The sequence below is a fragment of the Arthrobacter sp. M2012083 genome, from assembly GCF_000281065.1.
Taxonomy (GTDB): Bacteria; Actinomycetota; Actinomycetes; order Actinomycetales; family Micrococcaceae; genus Arthrobacter.
This window is the reverse complement of sequence record NZ_AKKK01000066.1, coordinates 72,016-93,513: the sequence shown is the minus strand read 5'-3', so window position 1 is coordinate 93,513 and position 21,498 is coordinate 72,016. Positions and strand designations below refer to the sequence as shown.

20 protein-coding genes are annotated in these 21,498 nt (G+C 62.0%); 5 read left to right on the top strand and 15 right to left on the bottom strand.

Annotation, left to right across the window (positions count from 1 at the left end; translation table 11 throughout):
- Window positions 1–9 precede the first annotated feature (9 nt).
- Together A477_RS0121245 and glnA are read right to left on the bottom strand one after the other, a co-directional pair.
- Window positions 10–3,021 carry a bifunctional [glutamine synthetase] adenylyltransferase/[glutamine synthetase]-adenylyl-L-tyrosine phosphorylase gene (locus A477_RS0121245; RefSeq protein WP_017200866.1) on the bottom strand — a complete coding sequence of 1,004 codons (3,012 nt, stop codon included), beginning with the start codon at window positions 3,019–3,021 and terminating at the stop codon, window positions 10–12.
- Between the two features lie 9 nt (window positions 3,022–3,030).
- On the bottom strand, window positions 3,031–4,371 hold the full coding sequence (gene glnA / locus A477_RS0121240; RefSeq protein ID WP_017200865.1) for a type I glutamate--ammonia ligase: 1,341 nt from the start codon (window positions 4,369–4,371) through the stop codon (window positions 3,031–3,033).
- A 190-nt stretch (window positions 4,372–4,561) separates the two neighbouring features.
- Here glnA and panB point away from each other — a divergent pair, with 190 nt between their 5' ends.
- Complete coding sequence (panB, locus tag A477_RS0121235; protein WP_017200864.1) at window positions 4,562–5,467, top strand: 3-methyl-2-oxobutanoate hydroxymethyltransferase; 906 nt, start codon at window positions 4,562–4,564, stop codon at window positions 5,465–5,467.
- Between the two features lie 12 nt (window positions 5,468–5,479).
- Here panB and A477_RS23395 read toward each other — a convergent pair whose 3' ends face one another.
- The gene (locus A477_RS23395) at window positions 5,480–5,644 is read right to left on the bottom strand and encodes an SPOR domain-containing protein (protein ID WP_017200863.1); all 165 of its coding nucleotides are present in this window, start codon (window positions 5,642–5,644) and stop codon (window positions 5,480–5,482) included.
- Between the two features lie 108 nt (window positions 5,645–5,752).
- On the opposite strand from A477_RS23395, the gene map reads away from it, so the two are divergent.
- The 3 genes from map to A477_RS0121215 all read left to right on the top strand — a co-directional run bounded on the left by map (window position 5,753) and on the right by A477_RS0121215 (window position 8,294).
- Entirely contained in the window at window positions 5,753–6,631 is an 879-nt protein-coding gene (map, locus tag A477_RS0121225; RefSeq protein WP_017200862.1) for a type I methionyl aminopeptidase, read from the top strand.
- A 72-nt stretch (window positions 6,632–6,703) separates the two neighbouring features.
- On the top strand, window positions 6,704–7,507 hold the full coding sequence (ppgK, locus tag A477_RS0121220) for a polyphosphate--glucose phosphotransferase (protein WP_026005825.1): 804 nt from the start codon (window positions 6,704–6,706) through the stop codon (window positions 7,505–7,507).
- Between the two features lie 7 nt (window positions 7,508–7,514).
- Window positions 7,515–8,294, top strand: a complete 780-nt coding sequence (locus A477_RS0121215) for an SDR family oxidoreductase (protein ID WP_017200860.1) — start codon at window positions 7,515–7,517, stop codon at window positions 8,292–8,294.
- 60 nt (window positions 8,295–8,354) lie between these two features.
- Here A477_RS0121215 and nrdR read toward each other — a convergent pair whose 3' ends face one another.
- From nrdR to A477_RS0121200, 3 genes are all read right to left on the bottom strand, one after another.
- On the bottom strand, window positions 8,355–8,855 hold the full coding sequence (gene nrdR, locus A477_RS0121210; RefSeq protein WP_026005824.1) for a transcriptional regulator NrdR: 501 nt from the start codon (window positions 8,853–8,855) through the stop codon (window positions 8,355–8,357).
- A 166-nt stretch (window positions 8,856–9,021) separates the two neighbouring features.
- Complete coding sequence (gene hisD / locus A477_RS0121205; protein WP_017200858.1) at window positions 9,022–10,395, bottom strand: histidinol dehydrogenase; 1,374 nt, start codon at window positions 10,393–10,395, stop codon at window positions 9,022–9,024.
- A 4-nt stretch (window positions 10,396–10,399) separates the two neighbouring features.
- Window positions 10,400–10,933, bottom strand: a complete 534-nt coding sequence (locus tag A477_RS0121200; protein ID WP_017200857.1) for a hypothetical protein — start codon at window positions 10,931–10,933, stop codon at window positions 10,400–10,402.
- A 113-nt stretch (window positions 10,934–11,046) separates the two neighbouring features.
- On the opposite strand from A477_RS0121200, the gene A477_RS0121190 reads away from it, so the two are divergent.
- Complete coding sequence (locus A477_RS0121190; RefSeq protein ID WP_017200855.1) at window positions 11,047–11,547, top strand: flavin reductase family protein; 501 nt, start codon at window positions 11,047–11,049, stop codon at window positions 11,545–11,547.
- Window positions 11,548–11,566: 19 nt separating this feature from the next.
- Here A477_RS0121190 and dnaE read toward each other — a convergent pair whose 3' ends face one another.
- The 9 genes from dnaE to ftsZ all read right to left on the bottom strand — a co-directional run bounded on the left by dnaE (window position 11,567) and on the right by ftsZ (window position 21,427).
- Complete coding sequence (gene dnaE / locus A477_RS0121185; protein ID WP_026005822.1) at window positions 11,567–15,124, bottom strand: DNA polymerase III subunit alpha; 3,558 nt, start codon at window positions 15,122–15,124, stop codon at window positions 11,567–11,569.
- Window positions 15,125–15,181: 57 nt separating this feature from the next.
- Complete coding sequence (locus A477_RS0121180) at window positions 15,182–16,108, bottom strand: RluA family pseudouridine synthase (protein ID WP_017200853.1); 927 nt, start codon at window positions 16,106–16,108, stop codon at window positions 15,182–15,184.
- Window positions 16,101–16,709 (bottom strand): signal peptidase II, encoded by a 609-nt coding sequence (lspA, locus tag A477_RS0121175; protein ID WP_017200852.1) that lies wholly within the window; start codon window positions 16,707–16,709, stop codon window positions 16,101–16,103. The genes A477_RS0121180 and lspA overlap by 8 nt, the downstream gene beginning before the upstream one ends.
- A 98-nt stretch (window positions 16,710–16,807) precedes the next feature.
- Complete coding sequence (locus tag A477_RS0121170) at window positions 16,808–17,506, bottom strand: DivIVA domain-containing protein (protein ID WP_017200851.1); 699 nt, start codon at window positions 17,504–17,506, stop codon at window positions 16,808–16,810.
- A 156-nt stretch (window positions 17,507–17,662) separates the two neighbouring features.
- Entirely contained in the window at window positions 17,663–17,950 is a 288-nt protein-coding gene (locus tag A477_RS0121165) for a YggT family protein (RefSeq protein WP_017200850.1), read from the bottom strand.
- Window positions 17,951–18,057: 107 nt separating this feature from the next.
- On the bottom strand, window positions 18,058–18,594 hold the full coding sequence (locus A477_RS0121160) for a cell division protein SepF (protein ID WP_011774422.1): 537 nt from the start codon (window positions 18,592–18,594) through the stop codon (window positions 18,058–18,060).
- An 86-nt stretch (window positions 18,595–18,680) separates the two neighbouring features.
- On the bottom strand, window positions 18,681–19,439 hold the full coding sequence (locus tag A477_RS0121155; RefSeq protein WP_017200849.1) for a YggS family pyridoxal phosphate-dependent enzyme: 759 nt from the start codon (window positions 19,437–19,439) through the stop codon (window positions 18,681–18,683).
- Window positions 19,432–20,184, bottom strand: coding sequence for a purine nucleoside phosphorylase YfiH/LACC1 family protein (locus A477_RS0121150; RefSeq protein WP_017200848.1), 753 nt, complete (start codon window positions 20,182–20,184; stop codon window positions 19,432–19,434). Before A477_RS0121150 ends, A477_RS0121155 begins: the two co-directional genes overlap by 8 nt.
- 25 nt (window positions 20,185–20,209) lie before the next feature.
- A complete protein-coding gene (ftsZ, locus tag A477_RS0121145; protein WP_017200847.1) occupies window positions 20,210–21,427 on the bottom strand; it encodes a cell division protein FtsZ in 1,218 nt (405 codons plus the stop codon).
- Window positions 21,428–21,498 lie beyond the last annotated feature (71 nt).

Here is a 21,498-nt window from a genome sequence, read left to right as displayed (position 1 = left end):
TCCCACGCCTCAGTGGCCGTAGAACTCGTTCTCAAAAACACCCCTGGCCCGACGGCTAAGCCGCAAGTAGTCCTCTTCGAAGTGTCCCGCGTTCCCGGGTTCATATCCACACCAGCGTGCCACAGCCTCAAGGTCTTTCCTCGATGATGGAAGGAGATCCGAGGCACGCCCCGTGACGATGACGTTTGCGGAGCGAATGCGGCTGGCGAGTCGCCACGCCTCCCTCAGCAAGGCAGCGTCGTCTTCAGCGATAAATTCCAACTTCTCCGCCGCGGCCAAGGCATCCAGGGTTGACGTTGTCCGCAGCTCGGGATGTTCTCCGGCGTGCTGGAGTTGAATCAGCTGCACCAACCATTCAACGTCGCTCAAACCGCCCCGGCCAAGCTTGACGTGCCGGGCCGGGTCAGCACCACGAGGCAGGCGCTCCGACTCCACGCGGGCCTTAACGCGGCGGATCTCCCGGACATCCTGCTCCGCGAGTTGCTCCGGGTACCGGATGGGGTCAATGAGACGTACAAAGTCGGCAGCAAGCTCGTCTGAGCCGGCCATCGGGCGGGCACGCAGAAGCGCCTGCGCCTCCCAAATCAGCGACCATCGTCGGTAGTACTCCGCATACGACTCCAGCGACCGCACCATGGCACCGTTTTTGCCCTCCGGCCGGAGGTCGGCATCCACCATGAGCACTCGTTCGGCCATGATCGCCGGCTTGAGGGGCTGGGTGAGGAAGCTGGAAACCTTGGCTACTATCGCCGTCGCCTGCTCTTGGGCCTCAGCATCGGTGAAACCCGGACGGGCACGGTGCACGTAGATGACGTCCGCGTCCGAGCCGTAGCCGATCTCGCGGCCACCCTGCCGCCCCATCGCCACCACCAGGACATCGGTTTTCAAGGGGCCCGCCGCTGCAACCACGGACTCCGCTACGTGCAGCGCCCCGAGAACCGCTGCCCGGTCCGTCTCGGCCAGGGCCAGTCCGACGGCGTCCTGGTCCAGCAGTCCAGCGCTATCCGCGATCGCGGTGCGCAGGATCTCACGACGCCGGATCAGCCGGATCAGCCTCATGGCACTCTCGGGATCCGCATGGCGGGAAAGCTTGGACCTGATTTCCTGCCACTGGGCTTCGAAGGGAACAGGCGTCAGTTCCTTGTCGCTGCCTAACCAGGCAACGGACTCCGGTGAAACTTCCAACAAGTCCGAGATCAGGCGGGAATTAGCCAGCACCTGGCAAAGTCGCTCGGCTGCCGCTTGGGAATCGCGGAGGAGCCCCAAGTACCAGTGGGTGGTTCCGAGGGCTTCGCTAACCCTGCGGAAGGCCAGCAGTCCGGCGTCGGGATCCACGCCCTCGGCGAGCCATCCCAAGAGGATCGGCAGGAGCTGCCTCTGCAGTGCGGCTCTCCGGCTGACACCCGCGGTCAGCGCTTCGATATGCCGCATGGCGCCTTGGGGATCCAGATAACCAAGTGCGGCGAGGCGACCCTGGGCGGCTTCCGGGCTGAGCTTCGCGTCTTCGCTGCTCAGCTTCGCGGCAGTGTTGAGCAACGGCCGGTAGAAGATCCGCTCGTGAAGCTCACGAACGGATTTCTTGGTCTTTTGCCAGGTGGCCATCAGCTGGTCAGGATGTGGACGCTCCAGGGAAAACGGACCGAGGACGGCCTTGGCGAGGAAGCGCTGGGCATCCTCAGCCACAGGCATGAGGTGGGTCCGACGCAACTGGAAAAGCTGAATCCTGTGTTCCAACAGGCGCAGGTAGCGGTAGGCGTTGTCGAAGGCCGCCGCGTCTGTGCGACCGATATAACCGCCGGCAGATAATGCCGCAATGGCAGAAGTGGTGTCTCTGCACCGCAGTGACTCATCAGACTTTCCATGCACCAGTTGCAGCAACTGGACCGTGAATTCAACGTCGCGGAGCCCGCCGCGTCCCAGCTTGATTTGGCGCTGTTCCTCGGCGGCCGGGATGTAATCGGTCACCCTGCGGCGCATGGCCTGGACCGACTCCACAAAACCCTCACGTCCTGCGGATGCCCAGACAAGCGGTTCAACGGCCTTCTCGTAGCGCTGGCCCAGTTCCCGGTCGCCGGCAATAGTCCTTGCCTTCAGCAGTGCCTGGAATTCCCAACTTTCGGCCCACCGGGCGTAATAGCTCAAATGTGAGGGAAGGGTACGAACCAAGGGGCCGGATTTACCCTCCGGACGGAGATTGGCATCAACTTCCCACAACCCGGGTTCGGGCGCGGAGGACGAAATCGCCCTGGAAATGCCGGAGGCGAGGGCCGTACCGATCGTGGAGGCGAGGGCGTCGTCCAACTCCCCTGACTCGATGACATAGATGACGTCGACGTCGGAAATGTAGTTCAGCTCACGGGCGCCACACTTACCCATACCAATGACGGCAAGCCCAACATCGGCGATCTCCGCGGCGTCGAACTGGGCTGCTGCTTCGGCCCGGGAGACCGCCAGGGCGGCTTCAATGGCAGCACCGGCGAGGTCGGCCAACTCGGCACCGACTGCAGGCATGAAGTCCGTTGGTGATGCAGCGCAAATGTCCTTGATGGCGAGCTCAGTCAAACCTCGGCGGTAAGCGCTCCGCAAGGCCGCGTACGCCGGGAGACCGGTGATTCCGGCAACCGGGCGCTGAGCACCCGGTTCGGCTTTCACAGAGCGAAGCAGCAAAGCCCGCAGCTCCTCGTGGGAAGCTTGGAGCGGCTCCGGACTGACCCGGACATTGAAAACATCCAGATGTTCCGGGCGCCTCATGAGGAACTCCCCCAAAGCCTCCGAGGCACCCAGGAGCCGGTACATGGGCTCGCTGGTGTCCGGGTCAGCCGCGGCCAGCTTTTTCAGCTCCGGGTTTTTTTCAATGAGCCGGACCAGTGACTGGAGAGCCGTGTCCGGACTCGCTGACAAGGACAACCCGGCGAACAGGGCATCCTCGTCGATCCCGTCAAGTTCCGGAGCACCAAGGAACCGTTCGCCCTTTTCGAGGTCACTGAATCCGGCTGAGATGAGCCGACGCGCAAGGCTCATTGGCCCGGCCTAGAGAATGCCGAGGTTGCGCTGCAACTCATACGGGGTGACCTGGAGGCGGTAGTCCTGCCACTCCGCACGCTTGTTGCGCAGGAAGTGCTCGAACACCTGCTCTCCCAGGATCTGGGCTACCAGCTCGGATTCCTCCATGGCACGGATGGCATCGTGGAGGCTCGCAGGCAATGGCGCATGTCCCATGGCCCTGCGCTCCGCAGTGGTCAATGACCACACGTCGTCTTCGGCGGCGGCCGGAAGTTCGTAGCCTTCCTCGATGCCCTTCAAGCCGGCGCCGAGCAGCACGGCGTAGGCCAGGTAGGGGTTGGTTGCGCTGTCGATGCCCCGGTATTCGATGCGTGCCGACTGGCCCTTGCCGGGCTTGTACAGCGGGACACGCACCAATGCTGAGCGGTTGTTGTGGCCCCAGCTCAAGTAGCTGGGGGCCTCGCCGCCGCCCCAGAGGCGCTTGTAGGAGTTGACGAACTGGTTGGTGACGGCCGTGAACTCGGGAGCGTGCTTGAGGATTCCGGCAATGAACTGCCGCGCCGTCTTGGACAACTGGAACTCGGCCCCGGCTTCGAAGAACGCGTTGGTGTCGCCTTCGAAGAGCGAGAAGTGGGTATGCATGCCTGAACCGGGGTGGTCCGTGAACGGCTTGGGCATGAACGTCGCGTAGGTGCCTTGCTGGAGGGCGACTTCCTTGATGACCGTGCGGAAAGTCATGATGTTATCCGCGGTCTGAAGGGCATCTGCATAACGGAGGTCAATCTCGTTTTGGCCCGGGCCACCCTCGTGATGGCTGAACTCCACCGAGATGCCCACGGATTCGAGCATGGTCACGGCGGTGCGGCGGAAGTCCTGAGCTACGCCGCCCGGTACGTGGTCAAAGTAGCCGCCTTCGTCCACAGGAATCGGAGCGCCGTCCGGGCCCAGGTCTTTGGACTTCAAGAGGTAGAACTCGATCTCGGGGTGGGTGTAGCAGGTGAAGCCCATGTCAGCGGCCTTCGCAAGGGTCCGTTTGAGGACGTTGCGGGGGTCGGCGGCAGACGGTTCACCATCTGGAGTGAGGACGTCACAGAACATGCGCGACGTCTGCTCGGTCTCTCCACGCCACGGCAGGATCTGGAAGGTGGAAGGGTCCGGCTGCGCGAGCATGTCCGACTCGAACACGCGGGCAAGGCCCTCGATGGCCGAACCGTCAAAGCCAAGGCCCTCTTCAAAGGCGCCTTCAACTTCGGCAGGCGCCAGCGCCACCGATTTCAAGGACCCCACGACGTCGGTGAACCACAAGCGTACGAAGCGCACGTCACGCTCTTCGATCGTTCGCAGGACGAACTCTTGCTGGCGGTCCATAGGGCCTCTTTTCCGATTCAGTGTCCATGCCGCTGGTTTCAATGGAGAGAAGCCACGGCAGCTCAGCCTTCACTCTACTAAGAGTTCCGTGCTAATGCCGCAGCAGTAGCTGCGCGTAACACAGCGTTTACATAAAGTGACGCCGGGCACACTGGTGGCAGCCGCCGTCGGCACCGCTTAGGCTCTATCCATGGCCCCGAGCAACCTCCCTGAGTCCACCACGCCCGCCGAAGTTCCCGCACCTTACGGCAGCGGCCCCGCAGCAACGGCCCCAGCGCAATCGGCGGCAGGCAGGAAGCCCATCAGCCGGGTCCGGATACACCATCTTCAGCAGGCCAAGGACAACGGCGAGCACTTCGCCATGCTGACGGCATATGAGCAGTACACCGCCGAGATTTTTGACCAGGCGGGAATCGAAGTCCTCCTGGTGGGTGACTCCGCTTCCAACAACGTGTTCGGCAACGAGACGAGCCTTCCTGTCACAGTGGATGAACTTCTTCCCCTGACCCGGGCAGTCAGCAGGGCGGCCAAGCGGGCGCTGATCGTGGCGGACCTGCCTTTCGGGAGCTATGAAGTATCGCCTGGTCAGGCAGTGGCCACAGGCGTCCGGTTCCTCAAGGAGGGACTGGCGCACGCCGTCAAAATCGAAGGGACCGCGTACTACGCGGACACCGTCAAGGCCATGGTCCAGGCAGGCATTCCCGTCATGGCCCACATCGGCTTTACCCCGCAAAGCGAACATTCCCTCGGTGGATACCGCGTGCAAGGCCGCGGCGACGACGCTCAGCGGCTCGTTGATGACGCCGTGGCCCTGCAGGATGCAGGCGCCTTCAGTGTCCTCATGGAAATGGTCCCTGCCGAAACCGCGGCCGTCGTCGACGCCGCCTTGCGGGTCCCGACTGTCGGCATCGGCGCCGGCAAGAGCACCACGGGACAGGTCCTTGTGTGGCAGGACATGGCCGGCTTGCGCGGCGGCAAAATGGCCAAATTCGTCAAGCAATACGCAGACCTTCGCACCACTCTGAGTGATGCCGCCGCCGCTTACGGGGAGGATGTCCGGTCCGGTCAGTTCCCCGGACCGGAGCACTCATTCTAAGAAGCGTCCTGGCTAGTCGTCGTCCTGGGCATCCCAGGCGTCATTGCGTGCTTTGACCTTTTCCAAGGCATGCTCGGCTTCTTCCCTGGTTTTATAGGGGCCAATGAGCTGGGTCCAATCGGACAAGGCGTCCTCTTCGATCTCGTGCGTCTTGACGTTGTACCAGTACTCCGTCACGTCTCCTCCTCAGTCTTCGGGCCCTTCGACGCGTAACGTTGGCGGGGTCACAGGAACCCGGCCACACTTTGTTACTTACGTCTCTTGTGTGCCTTATATGATCAATCTATGCCTTCTCTTGCTTCGACTGCACCCATTGGCGCCCTCACCCCGGGAACCATCACCCCTGAACGACCCGTCCCGGCGTCGATTCCCAGGCCGGAGTATGTCGGCAAGAAGGCACCCGCCAAGTTCACGGGCTCCGAGGTGAAGTCAGCCGAGACCATCGAGAAGATCCGGATCGCCGGAAAGATCGCTGCGCAAGCGATCGTCGAGGTCGGCAAACATATCCAGCCCGGCGTCACCACGGACCAACTGGACAAGGTGGGGCACGAGTTCCTCCTGGACCACAACGCGTACCCGTCCACCCTCGGCTACCGGGGCTTTCCCAAGTCCCTGTGTTCATCCCTCAATGAGGTCATTTGCCACGGGATCCCGGACTCGACCGTGGTGCAGGATGGCGACATCCTGAACATTGACATCACTGCCTTCATCAACGGCGTGCATGGGGATACCAACTACACTTTCCTGGTTGGCGACGTGGACGAAGAATCCCGTCTGCTGGTTGAGCGTACGCAGGAGTCGCTCAACCGGGCCATCAAGGCCGTGGCCCCTGGCCGCGAAATCAACGTAATCGGCCGTGCCATCCAGTCCTACGCAAAACGCTTCGGCTATGGCGTAGTCCGGGATTTCACCGGCCACGGCGTGGGCGAGGCCTTTCACACCGGCCTCATCATTCCGCATTACGACGCAGCCCCGGCGTACAACACCGTGATCGAGGCAGGCATGGTCTTCACTATCGAACCCATGCTGACCCTCGGCACCATCGAATGGGAAATGTGGGCCGACGACTGGACGGTTGTCACCAAGGACCACAAACGCACGGCCCAGTTCGAACACACCCTGCTGGTCACCGAGACCGGCGCGGAAATCCTTACCCTTCCCTGAGCTCTCCGGAAGGTCCACGCAGCCCGGGCGGCTGCGCCATGCCCATCCCCTCCTGCCATGATCGGAAATGCATTGTCCAAGAAGGATGAGAAGACCCACAAGAACGCCCCGTTGATCGGTATCGACATCGGTGGTACCGGCATCAAGGGCGGCATCGTCGACCTGAAGAAGGGCAAGTTGATTGGCGACCGCTTCCGCGTTCCCACTCCGCAGCCCGCCACGCCTGAGGCTGTAGCTGAGGTTGTCGCCCAAATCGTTGAGGAACTCTCCAGCCGTCCCGACGCACCGGCAGCGGACTCCCCCGTGGGTGTGACGTTCCCCGGCATCATCCAGCACGGCGTGGTCAACTCCGCGGCCAACGTGGACAAGACCTGGCTGGGTACCAACATCGATGCCGCCTTCACCAAACGCCTCGGCCGTCCCGTAGAGGTCATCAATGATGCCGATGCGGCCGGCCTCGCCGAAGCCCGTTACGGCGCAGGCGAGGGCGTGGACGGCACCGTACTGGTGATCACCCTGGGCACAGGCATCGGATCGGCATTCATCTTCAATGGACAGCTGGTCCCCAATGCCGAGCTCGGTCATCTTGAGGTGGACGGGCACGACGCCGAGACCAAGGCCTCCGCGGTGGCCCGCGAACGCGACGGCCTGAGCTGGGACGAGTACGGGGTCCTGCTGAACCGCTACCTCCAGCACGTGGAGTTCCTGTTCTCCCCCGAACTGTTCATTGTGGGTGGCGGCATTTCCAAGCGCTCCGACGAGTACTTCCCGCACCTAAAGCTGCGGACCAAAATCGTCACGGCAAAGTTGAAGAACGATGCCGGTATTGTGGGCGCGGCACTCGAGGTTGCCTTGCACCACAAGCTCGCAAAGTAGCCGCGGCATGACAAAGGCCGAAATGGCCGACCAGCACGGTGAACGCGGAGTCGCCATCGTTACCGGCGCCAGTCGCGGGATCGGAGCCGCCGTGGCACTTGCCTCGGCGGCTGCCGGCTATCACGTGATGGTCAATTACTCTGCAGACGCTGAAGGGGCACGGAAGGTTGTCAACCGCATTCTGGCCCAAGGCGGCAAGGCACATGCCGTGCAGGCCGACGTCAGCCAACCAGCCGCCGTCGGACGTCTGTTCGACGAAGCCGCTGGTTGGGGCCCTGTGACCGCCGTCATCAACAACGCGGCGATCACTGGAAACTTGATCGGTAGCCTCGTGGAAGTACCAGCCGAAACTGTCCAACGGGTTGTTGATGTCAATGTGGCCGGAATGATCTTCATGTGCCAGGAAGCAGTTCGGCGACTTTCCACGGACAACGGTGGCAGCGGCGGCTCAATCGTTAACATCTCCTCCACAGCCACCAAGGCGGGCTCTCCCGGGACCTGGGTCCACTACGCAGCCACCAAGGGGGCAGTGGATGTGTTGACTGTTGGCCTCGCCGCAGAAGTCGCCAAACAGGGCATCCGCGTCAACGCCGTAGCCCCGGGCAGCACCAATACCGGCCTTCACGCAGCAGCTGGAATGCCGGACCGGGTGGAGAGACTAAACCCGACCATTCCCATGGGCCGCGGCGCGGAACCGGAGGAGGTGGCTGCAGCGGTGATGTGGCTGATGTCGGATGAGGCCGGTTACATTACCGGAGCCGTGCTCCCTGTGTCCGGCGGGCGCTGATCCCGGTCAGGATCGATGCCGGTGGCGGCTGCGGCTTCCCCTCCGCTGCCGCCACCGGAGCTATAGTTGGCTCTTCTCCGAACCCTTGGCTTCCTTGACGCCCGCCTTCGCCGTTTCTGCCTCATGGCGTAGGAGCGAGATGGCTGACTCGAAGTCCTCCAAGGACTCAAACGCCTGATACACGCTGGCAAAACGAAGGTAGGCCACTTCGTCAAGCTTCCGGAGTGGGCCCAGAATCGCCAGGCCCACCTCATGGGCATCGATCTCCGCTGCGCCCGAGGAACGAATATTCTCCTCGACTTCCTGGGCGAGCATTGCAAGATCGTCCTCAGTGACCGGACGTCCCTGGCATGCCTTGCGGACTCCGCTGATGACTTTGATGCGGCTGAAAGGTTCGCCGACTCCGGACCTCTTGATCACCGACAAGCTGGTGGTTTCCACTGTGGTGAAGCGGCGTCCACATTCCGGGCACTGGCGGCGGCGGCGGATGGATGAACCGTCGTCAGCCATTCGGCTGTCGACGACGCGGGAGTCGGGATTCCGGCAGAACGGACAATACACGCTGGGCCTCCCCTGACAGCTCCGGCACGGAACTCGTAGGCGGCAGGACGCCGGATACGCAAAGGTGCCGGAAGATTCACTTCCGGCACCAGTTTACGGTCCGCCACACCGTAATGACAAGCGTGTAATTACTACATGTAGTGGTGTGCACCCTTATATGTAGTGGTTACTGCCCTGACGCGAAGCGGATTCGGACAGCGTCTCCGTGACCCGGAAGGTCCTCTGCACCCGCCAGGCTAACGATGTGTCCGCTGACTTGCTCCAAGGCAGAGCGATCATAGTTGATGACTTGAACCGCGCGGAGGAACGTGGTGACGTTGAGACCTGACGAAAAAGCTGCCGTCCCACTGGTGGGCAGCACGTGGTTGGAACCTGCGCAGTAGTCCCCCAGGCTTACCGGGCTGAAGTCGCCCACGAAGATCGCGCCCGCGTTACGAATCCGCGATGCCACCGTGGCAGCGTCCGCCGTCATGATCTCCAGGTGCTCAGCGGCGTAGGCGTTGCAGACGGCGATTCCCTGCTCAAGATCATCCACCAACACCACACCGGACTGTGGTCCGGACAGCGCTTCAAGAACGCGGGCACTGTGCTTTGTGGCGGCGGCCTGCTGCGCCAGTTCAAGCACGACGGCGTCAGCCAACTCCGCTGAGTCCGTCACCAGGACGGAAGCTGCTTTGGGATCGTGCTCCGCCTGGCTTATGAGGTCGGCGGCTACCAACGGGGCCTGTGCGGTGGAATCGGCAAGGATGGCGATCTCCGTGGTTCCGGCCTCCGAATCGATGCCCACCACACCCTTGACGAGACGCTTGGCTGTGGCCACAAAAATGTTGCCCGGGCCCGTGACAACGTCAACGGGCTCAATAGACAGTTCATCACCTGTGCCAGGGATGCCGTAAGCAAACGAAACAATGGCCTGTGCGCCGCCGATGGCGTACACCTCGTCAATGCCCAGGAGCTTCGCCGCGGCCAGGATGGTGGGGTGCGGGAGGCCCCCAAAGTCTTTCTGCGGCGGGGAGGCAAGCGCAATGGATTCCACGCCGGCGGCAACCGCGGGGACCACGTTCATGATGACAGATGACGCCAAAGGGGCGAGTCCACCGGGAACGTACAGCCCAACACGCCCCACGGGAATCCAATTTTGGCTGACAACGGCGCCGTCACCAAGTTGTACATCAACGTTGGCGGGGCGCTGCTGGTCCGCAAACTGCCGGGCCCGGTTGATGGACTCCTCCAAGGCTGCGCGGACCTTTGGGTCGAGTCCGGCCAACGCCTGGGTGAGCGCCTCAGCCGGGACCCTGGGGTGGGACTGTTCCACGCCGTCGAACCTCCTGGCCAGTTCGCCCAGGGCGGCAAAGCCACGGCTACGGACGTCGGAAATGATGTCCAGGACCTTCTGTTCGGCGTCCGCCATCGTCTGATGCTGCGCCCTTGGCACAGCTGCGCGCAGCTCAGCCAGGGAAAGGTGGCGGCCCCGGAAATCGATGCTCCGGAAGTTGAGGGCGTCAGTGGGGAGGGCGGAAGTATCCGAGGAAGTGGTCACTCCGCTATTTTACGGGCTTCTTCGACAGAACCCCGAACAGCGCCAGTACGAACGTGATAAAGGCGATGGCAGCGGGCCACAGGACCAGCACAGCATAGGAGCGCAACGTGAAGCCAAACCCGGGGCCAAGGGCCGGGTCCGGGGCCGGCCCCAGCAACTGGGCGGCAAGCAGCCCCGCCAACCAAGCGAAAAGCGCGCCCAAAGCACCCCCAAGGAGAGCGAAGGCAAAGCGCCGTGTGGCACCAACGCCGTTTAGCTTTCCGTCCAGCATGACGCCGGTGAGGCACCCTGCCAACAGCATCAGGGCTGCGAGGACCAAGTCCCGGGGCAACCAGGAATCAGGATTCGCCGCATTCGCCAAATCCGGATTGCCCGAGACAAGGTTCAGTCCGCCCGGAGCAAGGAGCCACCAGAGGAGTCCAGCCACCACACCCACAGCCGCCGGAAGGACCAGCCAAAGGACGTCCTTGGAGCGCCGCGGTTTGGAGGCAGGCAACTGTTCTGCGACGGCGGTGACGTGCACGGTGGAATCGGTCATGCAACTCACATTAACAAAGGTTCACGCCGACCCGACAAAAATGTGGGGCTCGCAGTCCGGGAGGAATACTCTGAAGGAGAGATCCATGGCCCCGATTCAGGAGTAAAACCGACGTGCCCAGCGAACCATCCGGCTTCGAGCAGACATTCAGGGAGATGTTCCGTCGGCACGCCGCTGGAGTCGCCATCATCACTGCAAATCTCAACGGCAGGCCCTTCGGCTTCACTGCCACGTCTGTGGCCTCGCTGTCTGCCGAGCCGCCCCGATTTACCTTCAACATGGCCAGGAGCTCCAGTTCCTGGCCCGCTGTGGCCAACGCGGAGTACATCGGAGTCCATATGCTGGGGCTTGAAAACCAGGCCCTCGCCAATCGCTTCGCGCGGACACGCGATCGATTCGAAGGCGACCATTGGGAGCCCGGCCCCCACGACGTGCCCATTCTCAAGGACGTCAGCGGCTGGCTTGTGGGTAGGATCCAGATGCGCCTGTCTTTCGAGAACAACGCTGTGGTGGTGGTCGAGGTCATAGATGGCCAGGTGGGCGAGGACGGCACTCCCCTGCTGTACCACAGCGGCGGATACAGCAAGCCCGCGCCGCTCGATTACGAAATCTGACCGAGCAGCCGCGAGCCTGCTAGTTATCCAGGCAGGCAGGACCCAGCAGGACCTTCAAGTCACCAAAAAGCGAAGGACTGGGGTTGACCCGCATATGAACGGGCAAGCCCATGACCTCCACCTTCGTGTCGCCCATCAGCTTGAGCCGGACTTCTGAATTTCCGCGGTGGGTTCGCAGCACGTCACGCAGGTCGGTCACCACTGCCTCGGTGGCCTTGAACGTGGGAATCGTGATGACGACGGGACCGTTCACGCTTTCACTGAGATCCGGCACGGAAAGCTCCATGCAGTTCAAAGTGACCGCTCCGTCATCCCGGCGCTGCAGGCGGCCCTTGACCACCACGATCAAGTCCTCAGCCAGGACCGAAGCGATGGGCCCGTACACCTGGCCAAAGAACATGACCTCCATGGAAGCGCCGAGGTCTTCGATTTCCGCCCGGGCATAGGCGTTTCCGCTGGCCTTGGCGATCCTGCGGCTCAGTGAGGTGATCATCCCCGCAATGGTGACTATTGCGCCGTCGTGCGGTCCATCCTCGGCGATGATCGACGTAATGGACTGTTCGGCGTGTTGGCTGAGGACGCCTTCCAATCCCTGCAGGGGATGGTCAGAAACGTAAAGGCCAAGCATGTCCCGTTCAAAGGAGAGTTTGTCCTTCTTCTCCCACTCAGGCAGGTCGGGGATTTCCGTCGTCAACGACGCTTCAGGCTCCTGGTCTTCAAAGCCCGCGAAAAGGTCGAACTGGCCAATGGCCTCGTTGCGCTTGAGCGTGATCACGGAGTCGATTGCTTCTTCATGGATCATCGCCAAAGCACGCCGATGGTGGCCCAGTGAATCGAACGCTCCGGCCTTGATCAACGATTCGATGGTGCGCTTGTTACACACCACGGCAGGCACCTTCAAGAGGAAGTCCTTGAACGAGGTGTATTTGCCCTCGGAAGTGCGGGCGGCCACCATGGCATCCACCACGTTGACGCCGACATTGCGGATGGCTCCCATGCCGAACCGGATATCCGTTCCCACAGGGGTGAAGTTCAGCGAGGATTCGTTGACGTCCGGCGGGAGGACCGTGATGCCCATTCGACGGCACTCGTTGAGGTAGATGGCGGACTTGTCCTTGTCATCACCCACGGACGTCAGCAGGGCGGCCATGTACTCCGGCGCGTAGTGCGCCTTCAAGTAGGCCGTCCAATAGGAGATCACGCCGTAGGCTGCCGAGTGGGCCTTGTTGAAGGCGTAGTCGGAGAACGGGAGCAGAATGTCCCAGAGCGTCTTCACGGCGGCCATTGAGTAGCCATTGTCCTGCATGCCTTGGGAGAAGCCAGCGAACTGCTTGTCCAGCTCGGACTTCTTCTTCTTACCCATGGCGCGGCGGAGGATATCGGCTTGGCCGAGCGAGTAGCCGGCCAGCTTCTGGGCCACGGCCATAACCTGCTCCTGATACACGATCAGGCCAAAGGTGCCGCCCAGGATTTCCTTCAGTGGCTCTTCCAGCTCCGGGTGGATGGGGATTACTTCCTGGATCCCGTTTTTGCGCAGGGCGTAGTCGGTGTGGGCGTTGGCGCCCATGGGTCCCGGCCGATACAGCGCAAGAACAGCGGAGATGTCTTCGAAGTTGTCGGGCTTCATCAGCTTGAGCAGGGACCGCATGGGCCCGCCGTCGAGCTGGAACACGCCCAAGGTGTCACCGCGCGCCAGGAGCTCGTAGGACGCAGCGTCGTCGAGCTCCAGGTTTTCCAGATCCAGGTCAACGCCGCGGTTCATCTTGATGTTTTCCAGGGCATCCGAAATGATCGTCAGGTTTCGGAGACCCAGGAAGTCCATCTTGATCAGGCCGAGGCCTTCGGACGTCGGATAGTCGAACTGGGTGATGACCTGGCCGTCCTGGAAACGGCGCATGATGGGAATGACATCGATGATGGGGTCCGAGGACATGATGACACCAGCCGCGTGAACACCCCACTGGCGCTTCAGTCCCTCGATGCCCAGCGCCGTCTCGAAGACCTTGGCGGCCTCCGGATCCGTGGCGATCAGCTGGCGGAAATCCCCTGCTTCGCTGTAACGCTTGGATTCCGGGTTCTGAATGTCCGCCAAGGGAATGTCCTTGGCCATGACGGCAGGAGGAAGTGCCTTGGTCAGCGTCTCGCCCATGCTGAACGGGTAACCAAGCACGCGCGAGGAGTCCTTGAGCGCCTGCTTGGTCTTGATGGTTCCGTACGTGACGATCATGGCCACACGCTCGTCGCCGTACTTCTTGGTGACGTAGTCGATCACCTCGGAGCGGCGGCGATCATCGAAGTCGACGTCGAAGTCGGGCATGGAAACGCGGTCCGGGTTGAGGAAGCGTTCAAAGATCAGGCCGTGCTGTAGGGGGTCGAGGTCGGTGATGCGCATGGCGTACGCCACCATGGAGCCTGCACCGGATCCACGCCCGGGACCCACGCGGATCCCGTTGTTCTTGGCCCAGTTGATGAAGTCGGCAACCACCAGGAAGTACCCGGGGAATCCCATGGACGTAATGACGCCAAGCTCGTAGTCCGCCTGCTTGCGAACCTTATCGGGAATGCCCTGGGGATAGCGGTACTTCAGGCCGGCATCCACTTCCTTGACCAGCCAGGAGGTCTCGTCCTCCCCCGGAGGACAAGGGAAGCGCGGCATGTAGTTGGCACCGGTGTTGAAAGAAACCTCGCAGCGCTCGGCTATGAGCAGCGTGTTGTCGCAGGCCTCAGGGTGATCGCGGAAAAGTTCCCGCATTTCCTGCGGAGATTTCAGGTAGTAGCCGCTGCCCGAGAAAGCGAAGCGTGAGCCGCCATTGTCGTACGTAGGTTCCAGGAGCGTGGACCCGGATTGGATCGCCAACAAGGCCTCGTGGGCCTTTGCGTCGTGTTCATGCGTGTAGTGGAGGTCGTTGGTGGCCACCAGCGGGAGGTTGAGCTCCTTGGCAAGGCGCAAGAGGTCGCCCGTGACGCGCCGTTCAATGTCCAGCCCGTGGTCCATCAATTCACAGAAGTAGTTCTCCGCTCCAAAAATATCGCGGAACTCCGCTGCGGCTTCCACAGCCTCACGGTAAAGACCAAGCCGCAACTTGGTCTGGACTTCCCCGGAAGGGCAACCCGTGGTGGCGATCAGGCCTTCGGAGTAGGTGTTGAGTAGTTCCCGGTCCAGCCGGGGCCACTTGCCAAAAACAGAATCCAGTGACGCGATGGATGAGGCCCTGAACAGGTTCCTCATGCCTACGTTGTTGTAACTCAACAGCGTCATGTGGGTATATGAGCCACCACCTGAGACATCGTCCTTGCGCTGGCTTTCATCGCCCCAGCGCACGCGTTCCTTGTCCCCGCGGGCAGTACCAGGGGTGACGTACGCTTCGACGCCGATGATCGGCTTGATGCCCTTGTCCGTGGCCTTGCGCCAGAAATCGAAAGCACCGAACAAATAACCGTGGTCCGTGGTGGCCAGGGCGGGCATCCCCAGGCGTTCGGTTTCATCAAACAGCTCACCGAGCCGGGCAGCTCCATCCAGCATGGAGTATTCGGTGTGGGTGTGCAGATGGACGAACGAATCATTGCTGGAAGTCACCACGACAGTCTACCGTCCCGGGTCTGACAGAAGTCGGACCCGGGCGGTGAAGTCCGTCTATGCGGTGCCAGTCGCCAGTAAATCCAAGGCGTACTGGAGATCGGCCGGGTAGTCGCTGCTGACTTCAACCCAATCGCCCGTGCGGGGGTGGGTGAATCCCAGCTGGCGGGCGTGCAACCATTGCCGGGTGAGGCCGAGGTTCGCAGCGAGACGAGGGTCTGCCCCATAGGTGAGGTCTCCGGCACACGGATGCCGAAGCGCAGAGAAGTGGACGCGGATCTGATGCGTCCGGCCGGTCTCCAAATGGACCTCCACCAAGGTCGCCTTGCCAAAAGCTTCCAGGACCTCGTAATGGGTCACCGACGGCCGGCCGTCCTCGATGACGGCGAACCGCCAGTCATGGCCCGGGTGACGCCCGATCGGCGCGTCTATGGTGCCCTCCAGCGGATCAGGCAGTCCCTGGACGACCGCGTGATAAACCTTCTCCACGGTACGTTCCTTGAACGCCCGCTTCAGGACGGTGTAGGCGTGCTCGGTCTTGGCCACGACCATCACGCCGGAAGTACCGACGTCGAGCCTGTGAACGATTCCCGCCCGCTCAGGTGCCCCCGAGGTTGAAATACGGTATCCGGCGCCGGCGAGACCCCCCACTACGGTGGGGCCCACCCAGCCGGGCGAGGGATGGGCAGCGACCCCCACAGGCTTGTCGATGACAACGAATTCCTCGTCGTCCAGCAGGATCTTCAGGCCTTCCACAACTTCCTCCACGACTTCCAAGGGATCCGGACGCTCGGGAACCGTGACATCAATCAACGCGCCGGCAACGAGTTTTGCCGATTTGCCCAGTGCCACTCCGCCGCTTGTGACGTTGCCCTCTGAAATCAGCAACGCCGCCGCGGACCGGGAAATGTCCAGGAGCTGCGCCAGCCCTGCGTCAACACGAACGCCGGCCAGCTCTTCGGGGACCACTACAGATTCACTCACCAGCAGGCTCCCCCGTGGTCCCGCCCGCAGGCTTCGCATCTTTGGCAGGCTTGGGCGCGGCCACATGCCGCGTTCCGTCCATGCCGACGCCTCGCAGCGTCAGGAGGCAAATAATAACGACGCCGGACACCACCGCCGAGTCGGCGATGTTGAAGATGGCGAAGTTAGGCAATTGGATGAAGTCCACCACGTGCCCCATGGCGAAGGACGGCTCTCGGAACAGACGGTCGGTTAAGTTGCCGAGGGCCCCTCCCAGCAACAGTCCCAGGGAAAGCGCCCACCACGCAGAACCCAACTTTCGCAATTGGAAGAGGATCGCCACGGAAACAGCTGCCATGACGATCGTGAAGATCCACGTCACGTTCTCGCCGATGGAAAAAGCCGCCCCGGAATTACGGATGTAGTACCAGTGCAGCAACGGAGGCAGCACAGGAATGCGCTCACCCTCCGTCATGGTGCTGGTCACCCAGAGCTTGGTGAGCTGGTCAAATACGTAGGCGAACACGGCGAAGCCGGCAAAGAGCCAAAGCATGGCAGGACGCCACTTACGGCGCCCGGCAGGCGCCGATTGTGCGGCATCAGCGGTGAAGTCGTCGGTCATAGTGCTTTCATTCGGGAAGCGTGGCGGGCTGCTGTCAGTCTTTAACAGCAAAAGCCGGCGGCCGAGGAGTCCTCAGCCACCGGCTTTCAGAATACTTGCTAAACGTCGGCGGTTGCTTCGCCAACCTCAGGTGCGGCGACAGAACCACGGGCGTCGAGGTCGCGGAGCTGACCCTCGATGTAAGCCTTCAGGCGTGAACGGTAGTCGCGCTCGAAGCCGCGGAGCTGCTCAACCTTCCGCTCAAGAACGGAGCGCTGCTGCTCAAGGGCACCAAGGATCTTGCGGGACTTCTCCTGGGCGTCGTTGACAAGGCTGGACGCCTCGATCTGAGCCTCGGCAATGATCTTTTCTTTCTGCTGCGCACCGTCTGAAACGTGCTTGTCGTGCATCTGCTGTGCCATGGCAAGCAGGCCTGCAGCAGACTCAGCAGAAGAGGTGACGCCGTTGCTGGCAGCGGGTGCCTTCGGAGCTGCGGCAGCGGCGGCAGCTTGCTCGGCTTCCTTCTTCTTGGCAGCTTCGGCAGCCTTGGCTTCGGCTTCCGCCTTCGCCTCGGCTTCCTTGTCCACCTTGACCGGGGCCGGAACCTTCTCTACGACCGGGGCTGCAGCAGTTGCAGCGGGAACAGCCGATCCAGCTTCGCCGAGCTTCTTGCGAAGTTCGTCGTTCTCCTGGTTCAAGCGGCGAAGCTCCACCACGATCTCGTCGAGGAAGTCATCGACCTCATCCTGGTCGTAGCCTTCGCGGAACTTGGTCGGCTGAAAGCGCTTGTTGACAACGTCTTCTGGCGTCAAAGCCATCTGGTCACCTCGTTGGTCTAGTTAGTCAGTAGGCCTTCCGGCCGTTCAAAACTACGGTACCTAAATATCATCTTGTTCCTCCAATTCAACACCATCGTGTTGATTTGGAGAATTTGCGGCCTATGGACCATCGGTGGCCCGGGTTCCGCGGAGCAGCTACGCCAGGCTGCTGGTCACTGCCATGGCAATGCTGACGGCAATAATCAGGATAAGGAAGCCCAAATCCAGCGATATTCCGCCCAGTTGGAGCGGTGGTATGAGTCTCCGGAGCCTGCCTAGCGGAGGATCCGTCACGGAGTACACCACATGGGCTGTAACCAACGCCACACCCCTTGGCCGCCACTGGCGGGCGAACATCTGGACCCATTCGAAGATGAGTCGGATGATCAGGGCAATGAAGAACAGCAACAACACAATATAGATAAGGCCGAAAACAATGCCCACGAGTTAGCTCAGATCTCCCACTTGTTCCGGAATGCGGATCGGTCCCTACTATTGCAACACAGATGCCAGGCAGGTTGACCCGCCTGGCATCCGCAATAAGACTGTTGTCAGCTCTGGTTGAAGAAACTGGCCTGCGTTTCGCTGGCCTTCTTGTCATCTCCGATGACCTCAACGTACGACGGCGACAACAGGAAGACTTTGTTGGTCACCCTCTCGATGCTGCCGTGCAGGCCAAAAACAAGGCCGGCAGAGAAGTCCACGAGTCGCTTGGCGTCGGCCTCACCCATGTCGGTGACATTCATGATCACAGGAATGCCATCCCTGAAACTCTCACCGATGACCTTGGCATCGTTGTATGAACGCGGGTGAACGGTGGTGATCTGCCTCAGGCCCGAGGCATCTTCGCGGCTGGACGCCGCACGCTTGATGGGTGTCACGGGTGCGCGGTATTCCTCTTCGGCATCAACAGTGGGCATTTCACGGACAACTTCCCGGACGGGAGCAGGCGCACGGCGCTCTTCCCGTTCCTGTGCCTGGGGGCGTTCTTCATCGTGGTGCGTGGCGACGGACTGCTCAGATTCGTAGTGTTCATCGCCGTCGGCGAGCCCAAGATAGATCATTGTCTTGCGCAGAGCGCCAGCCATGGTGCACTCCTATCAGTTCTGCAGTAGGCGGGCCGCCATGACTTGACATTATTGGAACCCCGGCCCGTCATTCCAATACTTTGACGCTACCCCACGGCCGGACGGGAACCGAGAATATCGGAGCCAATTCTCAGGTGTGTCGCCCCGAACTTCACCGCTGCTTCCAGATCCTGGCTCATCCCCGCAGAAATACCTGTTGCGGCGGGATGAATGGCGCAGAGTGCCTGGGAAATCCCGGCGAGCTTTTCAAATGCGGCGTTCGGATCGGCCCCCAGCGGCGCCACGGCCATCAGCCCGGCCAACCGCAGCCCTTCCGCTGATTGTATTTTTCCTGCGAGGACCTCAACGTCGGAAGGGTTGGCACCGCCGCGGTGCGCGCCGGCGTCGTCGTCCAAACTGACCTGGATGAAGCAGTCGAGGTCGCTTCGCCCCGTGGCATCCTTTTCACGGGCGATGGCCTTGGCCAAAGCGTCAACAACCGCCGCGCGGTCTATGGACTGGACCGACGAGGCGTACTTGGCCACGGACTTCGCCTTATTGCTCTGAAGCTGTCCGATGAAATGCCATTTGACATCAACGTTTGCGAGCTCAGCACTCTTGGCGGCGGCTTCCTGGTCGCGGTTTTCGCCGACGTCCGTAACGCCGAGGGCCACCAGGCGACGGACGTCCGCCGCGGGATGGAACTTGGTGACCACAATCAGCTGCGGTGAATCAGTCCGCCCAGCAGCGTGGACGGCCGAATCAATCCGTTGCCGGACCAGGCCGAGCCGGTCAGCAAGCTCAGTGGTACGCGCGTCGCCGCCCGAATCCTGCCGCTGTTCATTGCCATACCCAAGGCTAGTCATGCGTCCACACCAAACCTGCGAATCGACCGGTTCGGGAGTCCCGCCGGTAGGAGAATAGGGAGTCGTTTTCGAGGGTGCATTCTCCGGAATACTCCACAGTCACGTCGAGTGCAGCCAATTGGGTCCGGACACCAGCCGGCAGGTCCAGTGCCGGCGTTCCCCACGAGGTGGAAGACCATGTGCCGGGAACTTTTGCTGCGACGTCGGCCCTCAGCTGGTCCGGGACCTCATAACAGGATCCGCAGATGGACGGGCCGAGCCAAGCGCTGATGTTGGCAGCTCCCAGCCGTCGCATTTCTTCGACAGTGGCAGGCACAACGGCCGCAGCCACACCGGGACGCCCGGCGTGGGCAGCTGCTATGACAGGATTGTCGTCGGAGTCACTCCCCACGAGCACAACGGGGACACAATCAGCAACCATGACAGCCAGAGGCTGTGGCCTACGCGGGATTGGTGTAGGTGTCTGCGAGCTGGACGATCCAGCGGCGGAGACCATCGCATCAGCAGTTGGTCCGGGACCGTGAGCCGCAATGAACTCAACGTGGTTGCCGTGGACTTGATCCATATATTGGAACCGCCCTGCAACCGGACCGCTGGCACTCAGCCCGGAAGCCTCTTCCAACCGGGCGCGACGGGCCATCACGTCCGGGGGATGATCCCCCACATGGAGAGCCAGGTTCCCGGCGCCTGCATCCGTGAAGGCTACAGAAACGCCGGGCCGTACTTCATTTCGCCACCAAAACACCTGGTACTGACTCTCCGAACGTGGCTTACTTCAGGAAGTCGGGAACGTCGAGGTCATCCGAGCGGCTGCCCGAAAGGTCGGGTTCAACTACCGCAGGCAGGTCGACGTCGAAGCCGGAGTCTGCGGGCAGAGCGGAGGGACGCTGCTGGCCCCAGTTGCTCAACCCTGCCGCGCCGATGCCCGCCGTAGCGTGCTGCGGGGCGGCGCTGGAGGGCGCGCTGCTCGGAGCAGCCGGACGGTCCGAGGGCACGGGGTTCTGGGCCGGACGGGACTGGTCCATGGAAGGCGAAGTCGCCTTGACGTCGTCGAAGCCTGCAGCAATGACAGTCACGCGTGCTTCGTCGCCGAGGGCGTCGTCAATGACGGCACCGAAGATGATGTTCGCCTCGGGGTGGGCCACTTCCTGCACAAGGCGGGCAGCTTCGTTGATCTCGAACAGCCCGAGATCGGAGCCGCCCTGGATGGAAAGAAGGACACCGTGGGCACCGTCGATGGAGGCCTCCAGGAGCGGGGAGGCGATGGCCAGTTCGGCGGCCTTGACGGCGCGGTCTTCACCACGGGCGGAACCGATACCCATGAGGGCCGATCCTGCGCCCTGCATCACTGACTTGACGTCCGCGAAGTCGAGGTTGATCAGGCCCGGGGTCGTAATAAGGTCCGTGATGCCCTGGACACCGGAAAGGAGCACCTGGTCCGCGGAGCGGAAAGCGTCCAGGACGGAGACATTGCGATCACTGATGGACAGGAGGCGATCGTTGGGGATGACGATCAAAGTGTCGACTTCGTCGCGGAGGGCGTCAATGCCGGCCTCGGCAGAGCCGGCACGGCGTCGGCCTTCGAAGGTGAACGGACGGGTCACGACGCCAATGGTCAGCGCACCGAGGGAGCGGGCGATGCGCGCGACCACGGGTGCGCCACCGGTTCCGGTGCCACCACCCTCGCCTGCAGTAACGAAGACCATGTCAGCACCACGGAGAACTTCTTCGATCTCGTCGGCATGGTCTTCTGCTGCCTGCTTGCCGACCTCCGGGTTTGCCCCGGCGCCGAGCCCGCGGGTGAGTTCACGTCCGACGTCGAGCTTGACGTCGGCGTCGCTCATGAGCAGCGCCTGCGCGTCGGTGTTGATGGCGATGAACTCGACGCCCCGGAGGCCGACCTCGATCATGCGGTTGACTGCGTTCACGCCACCGCCGCCGATGCCGACGACCTTGATGACGGCCAAGTAATTCTGCGGTGCTGCCACGTTTCGTGCCCCTTGCTTGTGTCCTATAGCGAAACTGATCGAGTCCAACTTGAATCCTTGGACCTTAACCC